The 13918-nt window shown below is 71.7% G+C and carries 11 protein-coding genes; 6 read left to right on the forward strand and 5 right to left on the reverse strand.

The features are described from left to right. Positions 1 to 50: 50 nt before the first annotated feature. Genes cobC through AC3YO9_RS08825 form a run of 4 tightly spaced genes read left to right on the forward strand, consistent with a single transcriptional unit; the run spans position 51 to position 4109 of the window. Positions 51 to 1097: an Rv2231c family histidinol phosphate aminotransferase CobC gene (gene cobC, locus AC3YO9_RS08810; protein WP_489982884.1), complete on the forward strand. Its 1047-nt coding sequence runs from the start codon at positions 51 to 53 to the stop codon at positions 1095 to 1097. After that, positions 1094 to 2269: a Nif3-like dinuclear metal center hexameric protein gene (locus AC3YO9_RS08815; protein ID WP_489982885.1), complete on the forward strand. Its 1176-nt coding sequence runs from the start codon at positions 1094 to 1096 to the stop codon at positions 2267 to 2269. The genes cobC and AC3YO9_RS08815 overlap by 4 nt, the downstream gene beginning before the upstream one ends. Beyond that, complete coding sequence (locus AC3YO9_RS08820) at positions 2266 to 3003, forward strand: zinc ribbon domain-containing protein (RefSeq protein WP_127783413.1); 738 nt, start codon at positions 2266 to 2268, stop codon at positions 3001 to 3003. The genes AC3YO9_RS08815 and AC3YO9_RS08820 overlap by 4 nt, the downstream gene beginning before the upstream one ends. After that, the gene (locus AC3YO9_RS08825) at positions 3000 to 4109 is read left to right on the forward strand and encodes a bifunctional RNase H/acid phosphatase (protein WP_489982886.1); all 1110 of its coding nucleotides are present in this window, start codon (positions 3000 to 3002) and stop codon (positions 4107 to 4109) included. The genes AC3YO9_RS08820 and AC3YO9_RS08825 overlap by 4 nt, the downstream gene beginning before the upstream one ends. Positions 4110 to 4118: 9 nt before the next feature. On the opposite strand, the gene AC3YO9_RS08830 is transcribed toward AC3YO9_RS08825, so the two are convergent. From AC3YO9_RS08830 to AC3YO9_RS08840, 3 genes are read right to left on the reverse strand one after another with little or no spacing between them, the layout of a single operon-like run. Further along, the gene (locus tag AC3YO9_RS08830) at positions 4119 to 5357 is read right to left on the reverse strand and encodes an SLC13 family permease (protein ID WP_489983449.1); all 1239 of its coding nucleotides are present in this window, start codon (positions 5355 to 5357) and stop codon (positions 4119 to 4121) included. Then, the gene (locus AC3YO9_RS08835; RefSeq protein ID WP_489982887.1) at positions 5354 to 6106 is read right to left on the reverse strand and encodes a sulfite exporter TauE/SafE family protein; all 753 of its coding nucleotides are present in this window, start codon (positions 6104 to 6106) and stop codon (positions 5354 to 5356) included. Before AC3YO9_RS08835 ends, AC3YO9_RS08830 begins: the two co-directional genes overlap by 4 nt. A gap of 31 nt (positions 6107 to 6137) precedes the next feature. Then, entirely contained in the window at positions 6138 to 6716 is a 579-nt protein-coding gene (locus tag AC3YO9_RS08840; RefSeq protein WP_489982888.1) for a TetR/AcrR family transcriptional regulator, read from the reverse strand. An 83-nt stretch (positions 6717 to 6799) separates the two neighbouring features. Here AC3YO9_RS08840 and AC3YO9_RS08845 point away from each other — a divergent pair, with 83 nt between their 5' ends. Both AC3YO9_RS08845 and AC3YO9_RS08850 read left to right on the forward strand, forming a co-directional pair. Continuing rightward, a complete protein-coding gene (locus AC3YO9_RS08845) occupies positions 6800 to 7630 on the forward strand; it encodes an alpha/beta fold hydrolase (protein ID WP_489982889.1) in 831 nt (276 codons plus the stop codon). 35 nt (positions 7631 to 7665) lie between these two features. Beyond that, positions 7666 to 8163, forward strand: a complete 498-nt coding sequence (locus tag AC3YO9_RS08850; protein WP_489982890.1) for an anthrone oxygenase family protein — start codon at positions 7666 to 7668, stop codon at positions 8161 to 8163. A 3-nt stretch (positions 8164 to 8166) separates the two neighbouring features. On the opposite strand, the gene AC3YO9_RS08855 is transcribed toward AC3YO9_RS08850, so the two are convergent. Together AC3YO9_RS08855 and AC3YO9_RS08860 are read right to left on the reverse strand one after the other, a co-directional pair. Further along, a complete protein-coding gene (locus tag AC3YO9_RS08855) occupies positions 8167 to 8712 on the reverse strand; it encodes an ATP-binding cassette domain-containing protein (RefSeq protein WP_489982891.1) in 546 nt (181 codons plus the stop codon). Between the two features lie 12 nt (positions 8713 to 8724). Beyond that, entirely contained in the window at positions 8725 to 13857 is a 5133-nt protein-coding gene (locus tag AC3YO9_RS08860) for an NACHT domain-containing protein (RefSeq protein ID WP_489982892.1), read from the reverse strand. Positions 13858 to 13918 lie beyond the last annotated feature (61 nt).

Consider the following 13918-nt stretch of genomic DNA (forward strand, 5'->3'; position numbering starts at 1 on the left):
GTGGTCCCTGGCACGTCAGGCAGGCGAGGGCGGGCCGTAGGGTCGTGGCCGTGGAGGACACCACTGGGCCGGACTGCACAGCACTGGACTACCGGGCCCTGCGCCACCACGGCGACGTCGACGCCGAGCCAGGTCTGCTGGACTTCGCGGTGAACGTCCGGGGCACGGCGCCACCGGCGTGGCTGCGCGAGCGCCTCGCCGCCCGCCTGGACGACCTGGGCGCGTACCCCCGTGCGGCCGAGGAGCTGGCCACCCGCGAGCAGGTCGCCGCCCGGCACGGCCGCCGCCCCGACGAGGTGCTGCTGCTGGCCGGTGCGGCCGAGGGCTTCGCGCTGCTGCCGCGGCTGCGCCCGCGCCTGGCCGCCGTGGTGCACCCCTCCTTCACCGAGCCCGAGCTGGCGCTGCGGGAGGCCGACGTGCCCGTGCAGCGCGTGGTGCTGGCCCCGCCGTGGCAGCTGGCCGGCGGGGCGGTGCCCGCGGAGGCCGATCTGGTGGTGCTGGGCAACCCCACCAACCCCACCTCGGTGCTGCACCCCGCCGAGCAGGTGCTGGGCCTGCGCCGCGCGAACCGGGTGGTGGTGGTGGACGAGGCCTTCGCCGACGCGGTGCCCGGTGAGCCGCAGAGCCTGGCCGGCCAGCGGCTGCCGGACGTGCTGGTGCTGCGCAGCCTCACCAAGACCTGGGCGCTGGCCGGGCTGCGCGCCGGCTACGTGCTGGGCCCGCCCGACCTGTTGGCCCGGCTGGCGCGCGGACGTCCACACTGGCCGCTGGGCACTCTGCAGCTGGAGGCCATCCGCGCCTGCTGCGAGCCCGACGCCGTGGCGTGGACGCAGCGGGAGGCGGAGGCGATCGCCGTCGAGCGCGCCGAGATGGCGGCCCTGCTGGCGCCGTGGCTGTGCGGGCCCGCGCAGGGACCGTTCCTGCTGCTGCGCGTGCCCGACGGCGAGCGGGTGCGCCGCGAGCTGCGCACCCGCGGCATCGCGGTGCGCCGCGGCGACACCTTCCCCGGGCTGGGACCTGACTACCTGCGGGTGGCGGTGCGCAGCAGCGCAGACGCCCACCGGCTGACCGAGACGATGACGGAGGTGCTCCGATGAGCGCAGCAGACAACGGCGTGCGGGTGGCTGACCTGGTGGCCACCCTGGACGCCGCCTACCCGCCGGAGCTGGCCCAGGACTGGGACGCCGTCGGGCTGGTGTGCGGCGACCCCGCCGACCCGGTGGGCCGGGTGCTCTTCGCCGTCGACGCCACCGAGGCCGTGGTGGACGAGGCGCTGGAGTGGGGTGCGCAGGCCCTGGTGGTGCACCACCCGCTGCTGCTGCGCGGAGTGACCGGCGTGGGGGCCGACACCGCCAAGGGGGCGCTGCTGACCCGGCTGATCCGCGGAGGCTGCGCGCTGTTCAGCGCCCACACCAACGCCGACGCCGCCGACCCCGGGGTGTCCGACGCCCTCGCCGAGCGGCTGGGGCTGCGCGTGCTGGGCCCGCTGGAGGCCGAGCCCGAGCCGGCCCTGGACAAGATCGTCACGATGGTCCCGCAGGGGGCGGACGTGGAGCGGGTCAAGGCGGCGCTGTTCTCCGCCGGGGCCGGCGAGCTGGGTGCCTACAGCCGGGCGGCGTTCTCCGTCACCGGCACCGGGCAGTTCCTGCCCGGCGGAGGTTCGCTGCCCTCGATCGGCGAGGTCGGGGAGCTCACCGAGGTGGCCGAGGTCCGCATCGAGGTGGTGGCCCCGCGGCGGCTGCGCGCGCAGGTGGTGGGGTCCCTGGTGTGGGCCCACCCCTACGAGGAGCCGGCCTACGACGTGCTGGAAGTGGCGCCGCGGCCGTCGTCGCAGGGGCTGGGCCGCCTGGGTGAGCTGGCCGAGGCCGAGACGCTGCGCGAGTTCACCGCCCGTGCCGCCGCCGCGCTGCCCGCCACGGTGTGGGGCGTGCGGGCCGCCGGCGACCCCGATCGGCAGGTGCAGCGGGTGGCGGTGTGCGGTGGCGCGGGCGACTCCCTGCTGGGCACCGTGGCCCGGCTGGGGGCGGACGTGTTCCTCACCGCCGACCTGCGCCACCACCCCGCCGACGAGCACCTGCGCACCGGCGGGCCGGCCCTGGTGGACGTGGCGCACTGGGCCAGCGAGCAGCCGTGGTGCGCACAGGCGCAGGGCGTGGTGCAGGCCGCGTTCGGGGATAGGGTGAGCACGCGCGTGTCGCAGCTGCGCACCGACCCCTGGACCGTGGGCTGCGGCACCGGACACACCAACACATTGGAGCCCATCGAGTGAACGTCGACCCCGCCGTGCAGCGCACGCTGCTGGACCTGGCCGCGACCGACGCCGAGCTGGCGCGCATCACCCACCGCCGCCGCACCCTGCCCGAGGCGCAGGAGGTGGAGCGCCTGGAGACCGAGCGACAGGCCCGCAAGGACGCCGCCGTGGCCGTGCAGATGCAGGTGGAAGACCTCGACCGCGACATCCGCAAGCTCGAGCGCGAGGTGGAGGCGGTGCGCAGCCGCGAGGACCGCGACCGCAAGCTTCTCGAGGGCGGCACCGTCACCCCCAAGCAGATGACCGAGCTGCAGCACGAGCTGGAGACCCTCACCCGCAGGCAGGGGATCCTGGAGGACGAGCTGCTCGAGGTGATGGAGCAGCGCGAGGCCAGCGCCGCCGACCACGAGCACGCCGGCGCGCAGCTGAGCAAGGTCGAGGACGAGCTGAACGAGGCCGCCCGCCAGCGCGACGAGGCGCTGGCCGACCTGGACACCGCCGAGAGGCGCTGCATCGAGCAGCGCGCCCAGCAGCTGCCCCGCTTCCCGGCCGAGCTGCTCACCGTCTACGAGCGCCAGCGCGCCTCCCGCGGTGCCGGTGCGGCCCTGCTGCAGGCCCGCCGTTGCGGTGCCTGCCGGATGGAGCTGGACCGCAGCGTGATGGCTCGCTTCGCCGCTGCCCCACCCGAGCTGGTGCTGCGCTGCGAGGAGTGCGGCGCCATCCTGGTGCGCACCAAGGAGTCCGGTCTGTGAGCTTGGCCCACGTGCTGGTGGAGGCCGACGGAGGCTCGCGCGGCAACCCCGGGCCCGCCGGCTACGGCGCGGTGGTGCTCAGCGCTGACGGTGCGCGCACGGTGCTGGCCGAGCGCAAGGAGGCGCTGGGGCGCACCACCAACAACGTCGCGGAGTACCGCGGGCTCATCGCGGGGCTGCAGGCCGCCATCGAGCTCGGTGCCCACGAGGTGGACGTGCGGATGGACTCCAAGCTGGTGGTGGAGCAGATGTCCGGGCGCTGGAAGATCAAGCACCCGGACATGATCCCGCTGGCCGCTGAGGCCAGGGAGCTGGTGGCGCAGCTGTCCCGGGTGGGCTTCACCTGGATCCCGCGGGCCCAGAACTCCCACGCCGACCGGTTGGCCAACCAGGCCATGGACGCCGCCGCCGCCGGAATCGCACCGGCCGCCACGTCCGCGGCCGTAACCCCGGTCGCCGCGGCCAAGCCCGCGTCTCCCGGCTGGACCGGGGCCGTGGGCACGCCCACCCGGCTGCTGCTGCTGCGCCACGGGCAGACGGCACTGTCGGTGGACCGGCGCTACTCCGGGCGCGGCAACCCCGAGCTGACCGCGGTGGGCCGCGAGCAGGCCGCCGCCGCAGCCAAGCACGTGGCCGGCCTCGGCGGGATCACCGCCGTGGTGTCCTCCCCGCTGGGGCGTGCCCGCCAGACCGCCGCCGCCGCGGCGCAGGAGCTGGGCCTGGACGTCACCGTGCACGAGGACCTGACCGAGACCGACTTCGGCGAGTGGGAGGGGCTGACCTTCCGCGAGGCCGCCGAGCGCGACCCCGAGCTGCACCGCCGCTGGCTGGGGGACACCTCGGTGGCTCCTCCCGGCGGGGAGAGCTTCGACGAGGTGCACCAGCGGGTGCAGGCGGCGCGCGACGAGCTGGTGGCCGCGCACCCCGGGGCCACCGTGCTGGTGGTCAGCCACGTCACCCCGATCAAGACGCTGCTGCGCCTGGCCCTGGACTGCGGCCCGTCGCTGCTGTTCCGGCTGCACCTGGACCTGGCGTCGCTGAGCACCGCGGAGTTCTACCCCGACGGCGGCAGCAGCGTGCGCCTGGTCAACGCTCCCACCAGCTGAGTCGAGCCCTCACCGCAGCTGCAGGCCCAGCCACAGCGCGAGGACGGCCGCGGGCAGCGTGAGCGGCACGGTGAGCAGGCCCAGCACGGTGAACGTGCGCAGCGACGGCGCCACCCCGCGGCTGCGCAGCACCCGCCGCCACAGCAGGGTGGCCAGCGAGCCCACGTAGGTGAGGTTGGGGCCGATGTTCACCCCCAGCAGCACCGCCAGCACCAGCCCCGGGTCGGCGGTGGTTCCGAGCACGGCCAGCAGCAGCAGCGTGGCGGGCAGGTTGTTCACCACGTTGGCCGCCACTGCGGCCAGCACCGCCGTGCCCAGCAGGGCCAGCAGCGTGGGGTGCTCTGGCACCAGCTCGCCCACCAGCTCCCCGAGCCCGCCAGCGGTCACCCCGCCCACCACCACCCCCAGGGCCAGCACGAACAGGCAGAACAACGGCGCAGCCTCGCGCACCAGCCGGGGCGCGGAGGTGCTGCGTTTCGCCAGCGCGGGCACCGCCAGGACCGCAGCACCCACGGCCGCCACCCACCCCGGCCCCACCCCGACCAGCCCGGACACCGCGAACCCGACGAGGGTGAGCGCGAGCACCACCAGGGCGAGCCGCGGGGTGGGGGCCGGCTCCACGGGGAGCTCGAGGGCAGGGCGCGGACGCAGATCAGCAGCGAAGAACAGCCGGAACAGCACCAGCTCCAGGGCCACCACCACCAGCCACGGCAACGCCATCAGCGCCGCGAAGCCCAGGAAGCTGAGCCCGCTGGCGGAGAAGGCCAGCAGGTTGGTGAGGTTGGAGACCGGCAGCAGCAGCGACGCGGAGTTGGCCAGGTGCGCGGTGGCGTAGACGTGCGGACGGGCCGGCACCCGCAGCCGGAGCGTGGTGGCCAGCACCGCCGGGGTCAGCAGCACCACGGTGGCGTCCAGGCTGAGCACCGCGGTGGTGAGCGAGGCGGCCACGAACACCAGGCTCAGCAGCCGCCGCGGCTGCCCGCGGGCCCCGCCGGCCAGCAGCCCGCCGACCCAGCGGAACACTCCGTGCACGTCGGCCAGGTGCGCCAGCACCAGCACCGCCGCCAGGAAGCCGACGGTGGGGCCGAGCTCGCGCACCTGCTCCCAGGCCTGGGCCGGGGACAGCGCGCCCACCGCCACGGTGAGCACCGCGGCGGGCACGGCCACCACCGCCTCCGGCCACCGGTGTGGGGCGGCCACGGTGAACACCAGCACCACCACCAGCAGCGCGAGCGCCAGCACGCTCAGGTCACCACCAGGTAGGCGCCCACCGCCACCCCGAGCACCACCACCGACCAGCGCAGCACCGCGGCGTGCACCCGCTGGGCGATCTTGGCGCCGAGGTAGCCGCCCACCAGCGTGGCCGGGGCGATCACCGCCACCCAGCCCCAGTGCACCGGGGCGCCGAGGGCGAACACCGCCAGCGCGGCGGTTGCCGCCACCATGGACAGCGCCACCTTCACCGCGTTGAGCCGGCGCAGGGTGTCGTTGGCGGTCACCGCCAGCAGCGCCATCATGATGATGCCCAGCGCACCGCCGAAGTAGCCGCCGTAGAGCGTGGCGACCAAGACGGACAGGCCCAGGGCCACCGTGCGGTCGGGGTCCCCGGGCTGGGGGTCACCGGTCCAGTGCGTGATCCGTGGCTGCAGGGCCATCAGGGCGCTGGCGGCCAGCACCAGCACCGGGACCACGGTGTCGAACACCGCGCTGGACAGGACCAGCAGCAGCACCGCCCCGGTGAACGAGCCCGCGGCCGCCAGCGGCACCACCAGCCGCAGCCGGGCCTCCTGGCCCTGCAGGTCGGCGCGCTGGCCCACCGTGGCACCGAAGTAGCTGGGCCACTGGGCGATGGAGTTGGTGACGTTGGCATCCAGCGGCGGCAGGCCCACGGCGAGCAGCGCCGGGAACACGATCAACGAGCCACCGCCGGCGATGGCGTTGGCCGCACCGGAGATCACGCCGACCAGTGCCAGCAGCGTCATCTGGGCGGCGGACACGGCTGCTGACTCTAGCCAGCCGGAACGGGCGTCACCGGCGACGAGCCGGGCTCACCATCAGTCTCCGTGCGGCGGTGGCGGCTCGGTCGAACGCACCGGCAAAGGTGCTCATGCCGGCAGAGACGACGGCGCCCTCGTGCAGCAGCATGAGGGTCTCGGCCACCTCGTCCGGCTCCGCCGCGCCCGCTTGGACCGCCAGCTCGCGGAACAGCTCCAGCATCCACCGCTTCTGGCCGACGATCGCCGCGTGGGCGGGATGGGCAGGGTCGCTGATCTCGGCGTGGGCGTTGACCATCGCGCACCCCTTGCCGCCCCGCTCTGCCGCCCACTGGCCGGAGGCGCGGAAGATGGCCACCACCTGCTCCACGGGCGAGGGGTCGGCCTCCCGCAAGCAGTCGTGCAGGAACGCGTGCCACTGCGCGTCGCGCTCAGCCAGGTAGTCCGCCACCAGCCGGTCCTTGGAGCCGAAGCGCTCGTACAGCGTCTTCTTGGACACGCCGGCCCGCTCCGCGATGGTGTCCACCCCGACCGCGTGGATGCCGTGCGCGTAGAACAGCTCCGAGGCGGCCTGCAGGACCTGCGCCGCCTTCTTCGTCCGCACCACGGTCATGCACCCAGCCTAGGACACAAGTAAACAGATCTGTTTATGCTGGGGGTGACAGATCGGTTTACCTGCACGGAGAGGCGGCAGACATGGCACTGCTCACCGACACGCTCATCGCCCGTGGCGCGCGGATCGCCTATCGGGACCACGGCACGGGCGAGCCCGTGGTGTTCCTGCACGGAACGCCGTCGCACTCCTACGAGTGGCGGGCGGTGGTGCCTCGGGTGGAGCAGGCCGGCTACCGCACCATCGCCTACGACCTGCTCGGCTACGGGAGCTCCGAGCGTCCGGTTGCTGCCGACACCTCGGTGGCCGGGCAGACCGAGCTGCTCGGGGCCATGCTCGACGGGCTCGGTGTGACGCAGGCGACGATCATCGCGCACGACATCGGGGGAGCGATCGGGCTCCGCTTCGCCCTCGCCCACCCGGAGCGGGTACGTCGACTCATGGTGCTCGACACCGTGAGCTACGACTCCTGGCCGTCGTCCACCTGGCGGAAGATCATCGACGAGCACCTGGACGACTACGCCGGTCTGCCGCAGGACGAGCTCGACCAGCTGCTCACCGATCAGCTGCGCATGACCGTCCACGACACCGGGCTGATGACCGGCGAGACCCTGCAGGCCTACCTCGCGCCGCACCAGTCGGCCGTCGGGCGGGCGTCGTTCTTCGAGCACCAGGTGCGGCACTACGACTCCACCTACACCGAGGAGATCACCGACCAGCTCGGCGCGCTGGCGATGCCGGTCCGCATCGTCTGGGGCGAGCAGGACCAGTGGCAGCCGGTCTCCTACGCGCACCGGCTGCACGCCGACATCCCCGGCTCCGAGCTGGTCGTGATCCCCGAGGCCGGGCACTTCGTCATGGAGGACGCACCCGAGCGGGTCACCGACGAGGTTCTTCGGTTCCTCAGCGACTGACTAGCCTTGCGGCACAGACACTCGGAGGTCCGGTGATGACGACGCTCGGCTCGTGGACCTACGCCGCTGTGCTCCTCGTCGCCGTGGTCGGCAACGGGCTGCTGGCGGGGCTGTTCTTCGCGTTCAGCTGCGCCATCTGCCCCGCGCTGCGCCGGGTCGACGACCGCTCCTACGTCACCACCTTTCGTGCGATCAACTCTGCGATCCTCAACGCCTGGTTCCTGTCCGTGTTCGGCGCGGCACCACTGGCCGCGGTCGCGGCGACCGCCCTCGCGCTCGGCTCCGACCGGGATGTCTCGTTGCCGTGGCTGGTGGCCGGCGCCGCCTGCTCGGTGGCCACGTTCGTCATCACCGCCGTGGCGAACGTGCCGCTGAACCAGACGCTCGATGCCGCACCCATGGCGTCCGAGGCGCAGTACCAGTCGGCTCGCCGGCACTTCGAGAGTCGCTGGAACCGCTGGAACCTCATGCGCACCACCACCAGCACCGCCGCGCTCGCGTTCCTCGCCCTCGCGGTCATCGGGACACCCTGAGCATCACGCGAGGCGCAGCCCGCCCTCGGGGTCCAGGACCAGCGTGGTGGTGAGGTCCAGACGGGTTAGCAGGTCGTCGTCGTGGCTGACCACCAGCACCGCTCCGCGGTAGCCGCGCAGGGCGTCCACCAGCTGGTCCACGGTGTGTTGATCGAGGTTGTTGGTGGGCTCGTCGAGCACCAGCAGCTGGGGCGGGGGCTCGGCCAGCAGCAGCCGGGCCAGCGCCACCCGGAACCGTTCGCCGCCGGAGAGGGTTCGCACCGGCCGCTCGACGGCGTCGGCGAGCAGCCGGAAGCGGGCCAGGCGGCCGCGGATGGTGCCCGGGTGGACGTCGGGTGCTGCCCCGCGCACGTTCTCCAGGGCGGTGGCGTGGTCGTCGAGGCCGTCCAGGCGCTGCGGCAGGTAGCCGAGGCGGTAGGTGAGCAGGGTGCCGCCGGCGCGGTCCGGCGGTGTTGCGGCGCCGTGCACCAGGGCCTCGAGCAGGGTGGTCTTGCTGCACGCCAGCCCTAGCATCAGCGCGTTGAGGGTGTGGAGCGCGCGGAGGACCACATTGGATAAGTGTCAGTTCCGGGTCGGGGGGAATCTAGTCGGGGTGACCGCTGCCGCACGCGCGGGACGTTCGGCTCCGGTGAAAGGATCGTGGACCACCACATCTGGGTTGGTGGTGGTGAGTATGTCCCGCATCGTCGTCGCGGTGCTCTCGTCAAGCAGTCCGGCGTGGCCGAGCACCGTTGCCAACAGGTAGGACCGTTGCGTGTTAATCGCCGGGTCGCGGGTCTGCCCGGCCTCAAGTGTCTGCACCCAGATCGGGGTGCTGGTATCCGCGGAGGCGGGATCCTGGATCGCGGATCGAAGCGCAGTGACTGCGTCCGGGTCGTGGCGGAGTCGGCGCAGCAGCGGGCCTGTAAGCAGGGGGAACAGGTAGGCGGCGTCCCGGAGCATGATCTGGTGGTGTGCTCGTTCGACGATCGCGGGCAGGACGCTGGGCGGTGAGGACCGGACGGCGACGGCGAGCGAGTCGATCCATTCGCGACGATCCCGCGGATCGTCGGTGCGGAACCACGCCTCCAGGTCGGCAAACATCGTGCGACTGCACTCGTCGGTCGGGAACAGTTCGCAGAACAACGCCCGCAGTTGCGGGTCGGCGTCGAAACCGGACTGCCGCGTCAGCGCGTCGCGGAGCGTCTCGGCAGGGACCTGCCACGAGTCCGGATCGACCAGCAGGTCGTAGATCTCGTTCGTCTCTCTCCGGCTCGAGGTGGAAAAGCCTTCGCTTGTCAGGCAGGCGACGAAGAGGTCGAGATCGCGGCGTCCACCGCGATGCGACCAGAGAAGATACTCGGCGCTGTTGCGGAACTGAGGGTTCGTGTCAGCCTCCGCGCGAATGAGTTCGCTGACGGAGGGGTGCGGTGACGAGCTGGTGCTGAGCTGGCCGAGCACGGTTGCTCGAGCGTTCTCGCGCACGTACCTGGCGTTGGAGGCGGACAGCAGAGTGAACAGGTCGTCGCCGAAGTGGGTGGACACCTCGTCCCAGTTGGCGTTGAGCAGGTCGACCAGTTCCCGGTCGACGCCTCCGAACAGGTGTCGGAGGTGCACGCCTGGTCGGGTGGGTTCCCCAATGGTCTCCAGGAGTCCGTCGTGCAGCCCGAGGTCGCCCAGCAGCAGCATCCCAACCCACCCGGTCTGGCGGCGGTCTTGCAGAGCCGGACCGTAGCCGCAGAGTTCGGCTTGCACCTGTGTGCGCAGCCAGTCGGTCGCCTCCTGGGCCTGTGCGTGCTCGGCGTTCGGGGAGATCCGGTACCGATCGACGCGACGGACCAGTCCGGTCAGTGCAGTGCGCTGCACCCAGACGTCCGGGTCCTCACCCCAGCCCCCGAGGAGGTCGCGCAGGGTGGCGGGGGTCAGATCGGAGCGGGTCAGGGCATCGACGAGCACCTCCCGCAGCTGCGGTGGCAGGTAGGCGAGCTGATCGAGAACCGCATCCATCATCATGTTGGCGGTGGCGTCGGCGCGGGCGCCGTATGCGCGCACGATCGCAGGGGGTGCCGGGTCGCGGATGCCGCTGCTGACGCGCCGGGGGTGCTGCAGGGCCTGCAACGCGAATGCGACGACCGCCTCGTGCGCCGGCCACGCGGCGATGATTGCGTCGACATGCCAGGTGAGGTGTCCCGTCCCGACGGCGGTGCAGCGTGTCGCGAGTTCGTCCGGATCGTATTCGCGCAGGATCGCAGCGGACTCAGGGTCCTCCGGGGTGCTGGCGAACTGCGCCCAGGCGTCGGCGAGGGCCATCGCCACCACGACTCGGGCTTCCCCGTCACCCTCGTTGGCCGAAGACCGCAGTAACGCGACGAGCACCCGGAACCCTTCCTCGGCACCGAGCGCATCCAGCGCGAGCGGTGCGAGTGGTGCCGCCGACTCGACAGGCCCATGCAGGCGCTCGTCGAACACCGCGCGCACCTCGGGACGCTGCCCGAACCGTTGCACCAGCGCTGCCCCGGCACGGACGGGGCGCCACGAGTCCAGGGCGGGCATGAGCGCATCGAGCACGTCGGCGTCGGGCAACGATTCGGCGAGGGCGATGACCCCGTCGCTGAACGCAAGTTTCGGGGCTTCTTCCCGGATCGTCACCGCGGCGCTTCGCGCGAAAGCGGGGTCTGCGCGCCACGCCTCGGGGATGAGCGCAAGGTTGTGCAGCACGAGTCCGTTGCGGTCTGGGTGTTGCAGCTCGTCGGCCACCCAGTTCTTGATCACCTCGTCGTCGCTGAACGTGGTGCACGCCAGCAGCCAGGCCATCGACCGGTCGCCGCCATTCTTGCCGTTGCCGGATAGAGTCTCCAGCACGAACCGCGCCGCTTTCGGCTGCTCGGACAGCGCATGCTGCACGAACGGGACGGCGAGGTCTGTCCAGTGCGCCCGCGGCCGCAACCCCTCATGCCGCAGGAACCCTCCGAACCACTGCCGCTCCGCGGCGGAGAGGTAATCGAACTGTCCTCCCGCGGCTTCGCGAAGCAGGTGCAGAGCGCAAACTCGCAACTCCGGGGTGATCTGGGCTCGCGCCCACTCGAGGAGGGCGGGCAGCTGCGGCCAGTCCGGCCACCCTGTTCCCAGGCACAGCAGCGCGAACGCCTGGTCGATGGCCTTCGCACCGTCGCGGACGCTCGTTTCGATGCGGGCGCCGATCGTCGCATCGCCGGCGTAGCGGATGGCGATGGCATGGGCAGCGTTCAGCTGCACCGCCTCGTCCTCGTGCCGCAGCCCCCACAGCAGCGCAGGAAGGACCCCCGTCTCTGCGACCGCGGCGTCTCGGAGCATCCACAGCGGTGACGTCGGCTCGGGGTGTGCGGCGTTGAGCCATCGTGTGAAGGTTGTGAGCAGCAGCGGTCGCAGCGAAGCGTGTTTCGTCATCGATACCAGCGACGCAATCAGCGTGGCTCGGTGGGCGGTGTCAGCGTGCTCGTTGACTTGGTCGATGATCTCCGTCACCCACTGCGACTGCTTCGGCGTAGTGATCGCGACATCGGCGGCGATGGCCTCGGCGATCAGTTCGTACTTGTCGACCGGGTCCACCTCGGCGTGCTCGCTGAGCAAGGTGAGCCGAGACGCGTTCACGTGCGCGTTGACCTGCGTGGCAAGCCCGGCGATGAGCACATCCCGCCACGTAGGGTCGCCGGCCCGGCCGGTCAGGGCGTTCTCTTGCTCCTCGGGCGGGAGGGTGGCTAGGTGCTCGCCGGCAAGCTGATCGAGCAACACCCGATGCAAGAACCCGACCATGCCGACGCCTTGCGGGACGAGCAGACCGTATTCGTCCTCCGCCTGCGAAAGCACTGCCCTCGCGACCCGGGCCGCGTCAGCCGCAGGGTACGCGAGGCCGTCGTCGCGTCGAAGCTCCTCCCGGATCCGTCGCTCCATTTCCTGCCGGGGCCGGATCGGCGAGCCGCCCTCGATCCTTGTCTGATAGGCGACGCCACGGAGTACCGTGAGCATGTCGCCGGTGGAGAACTCGGATCCCGCCGCGGAGGAGGCGCGGCGGCGCATCTGCGGATGCTTGTCCACCAGAAGCTCGACGAGCGCGGAAAACAGGTGGAACCGTTGTGGCGGCAACGACTCACCACGCCACGACTTCGCCAGCAGCCTGAGGAAGAGCGGTGTGCCCAGAAGGGCGCTCAACGCTGGTATCTGCGTCAGTTCGGCCAGGAACGACTCCGCGTGCGGGCTGGACGCACCGTCTCCACCGGGCGTGTCGGACTCGGATAGCACCCGGGTGACCAGGTCGACCTGCTGAATATGGGTGAGCGGTGCGAGGACCGCTTTCGCCCACGGCTCCACCCAGTTCAGTCGGTCCACCGCATAGGGGCGTGCGGTGAGGATCGCGCCGATGCGGCGTTGGGACACGAACGACTCGATGAGCCCGAGCGCGTACTCCGCGGATGCGGAGTCACTCCACTCGTCGACTCCATCGACGAGCAGGATCGCCCGTTCATCGTCGAGAGCCGGCTGAGTGAAATCCCAAGCTGACGGTCCACCCTGCTGGGTGACCCAGGCCTGAATGGCCGAGACAACCGAGTTCGTGGTTGATCCGTCGAGGTGACGGCACAGGAACCCGAACGGCAACCACAGCGGCAAGTCGCCACCGTGCGCCCGCTGCAACGCCGCGGACTGCGGTTCAGCGGCGAGGATGTCCGCAGCGGCGAACATCAGGAAGCTGGACTTTCCCGCCCCGGGCGCGCCGATGAGCAGCCGGAGGCGCGCGGACTCAGTCCATTCGTCGACAGGAGTGCGTGCCCGATCTGCATCTGCCGATCTGACTGGGTCTCGCCGCGCAGGCTGGCGGATGCGGCGGCGCATCATTCGGGGAGTTCCCGCGTATTCCTCAAGCGGCTGAATCGTCACCGGCGGCTCCGTCTGCTCCGGCTCCATGGGGGTCGCCCGTGCCGATGTGTCCTCGGACGCCGGTTGTGTATCGAGGATCAGATACGACAGGCCCCGCGTGTGTGTGCCGGTGACCGTCGACGAGGCACCCTGCGCCCGGAACGCGGCTTGGTAGAGGCCTCCGAGGGCGGCGCGTGCGGCGCGTGCCTGCGCGGGGGTGATCCGCCGGACGAGCTCCGCGGCGCGGTCCTCTCCGCAGAACGCGGCCACCCACACCCGTCCGAAGAAGTCATCCACCAGCCGAGGTTGATCGCGGAGCCGGGCGGCGACCTCCTCCGCTCCCCACGGTTCGAACTCGATGTCCTTCTCCGCGAGGGCGTCATGCACGGACCGGAGGGCGGCATCCAGCTTGGTATCGCGAAGCGACGAACTCGTGGCGTAGTAGAACCGGGAGCACCGGTCCGCCCACTCGCCGGCGAGGAAGTCGGTGACCGCCGAGGTGATGGATGCTGCGGTGAGGCTCTTCACCCGACGTGACTGCAGGGCCACGAAGCTTCTCCCCGCCGTGGTGGCGGCATCCAGCGAGGGCGCCGTTCGCGCGTACACATCGATTCCTGCCTGGGCTTGCCCGGGCAGTCCGTACAGGGTCGCGTGCTCGATGTGCGCTTCGGTTTCCAGCAGCCGGGTGAACAGGCGTTCCGCGTTCTCCGGGGTCAACTCGCCCACGGGAAGCAGCGCCGGCCTAGTCTGTACCGGCGGGTCCGGCCACGGACCGTCCGGGACGGACCACAGCGTCGCCGGCAGCTCGAGTTGCTTCGTCGTCACGGTGCCATTTTGTCGCTCGGAACCGATAGCGTGCCTGCTTGCTCGCGGCTCGCCGCCAGGC

It is taken from the genome of Rhodococcus sp. Z6_132 (assembly GCF_058133635.1).

Coding starts and splice junctions, on each gene's coding strand:
- AC3YO9_RS08815 (WP_489982885.1), top strand. CDS start 1,094: ATGAGCGCAGCAGACAACGGCGTGCGGGTGGCTGACCTGGTGGCCACC.
- AC3YO9_RS08840 (WP_489982888.1), bottom strand. CDS start 6,716: ATGACCGTGGTGCGGACGAAGAAGGCGGCGCAGGTCCTGCAGGCCGCC.
- AC3YO9_RS08845 (WP_489982889.1), top strand. CDS start 6,800: ATGGCACTGCTCACCGACACGCTCATCGCCCGTGGCGCGCGGATCGCC.
- AC3YO9_RS08850 (WP_489982890.1), top strand. CDS start 7,666: ATGACGACGCTCGGCTCGTGGACCTACGCCGCTGTGCTCCTCGTCGCC.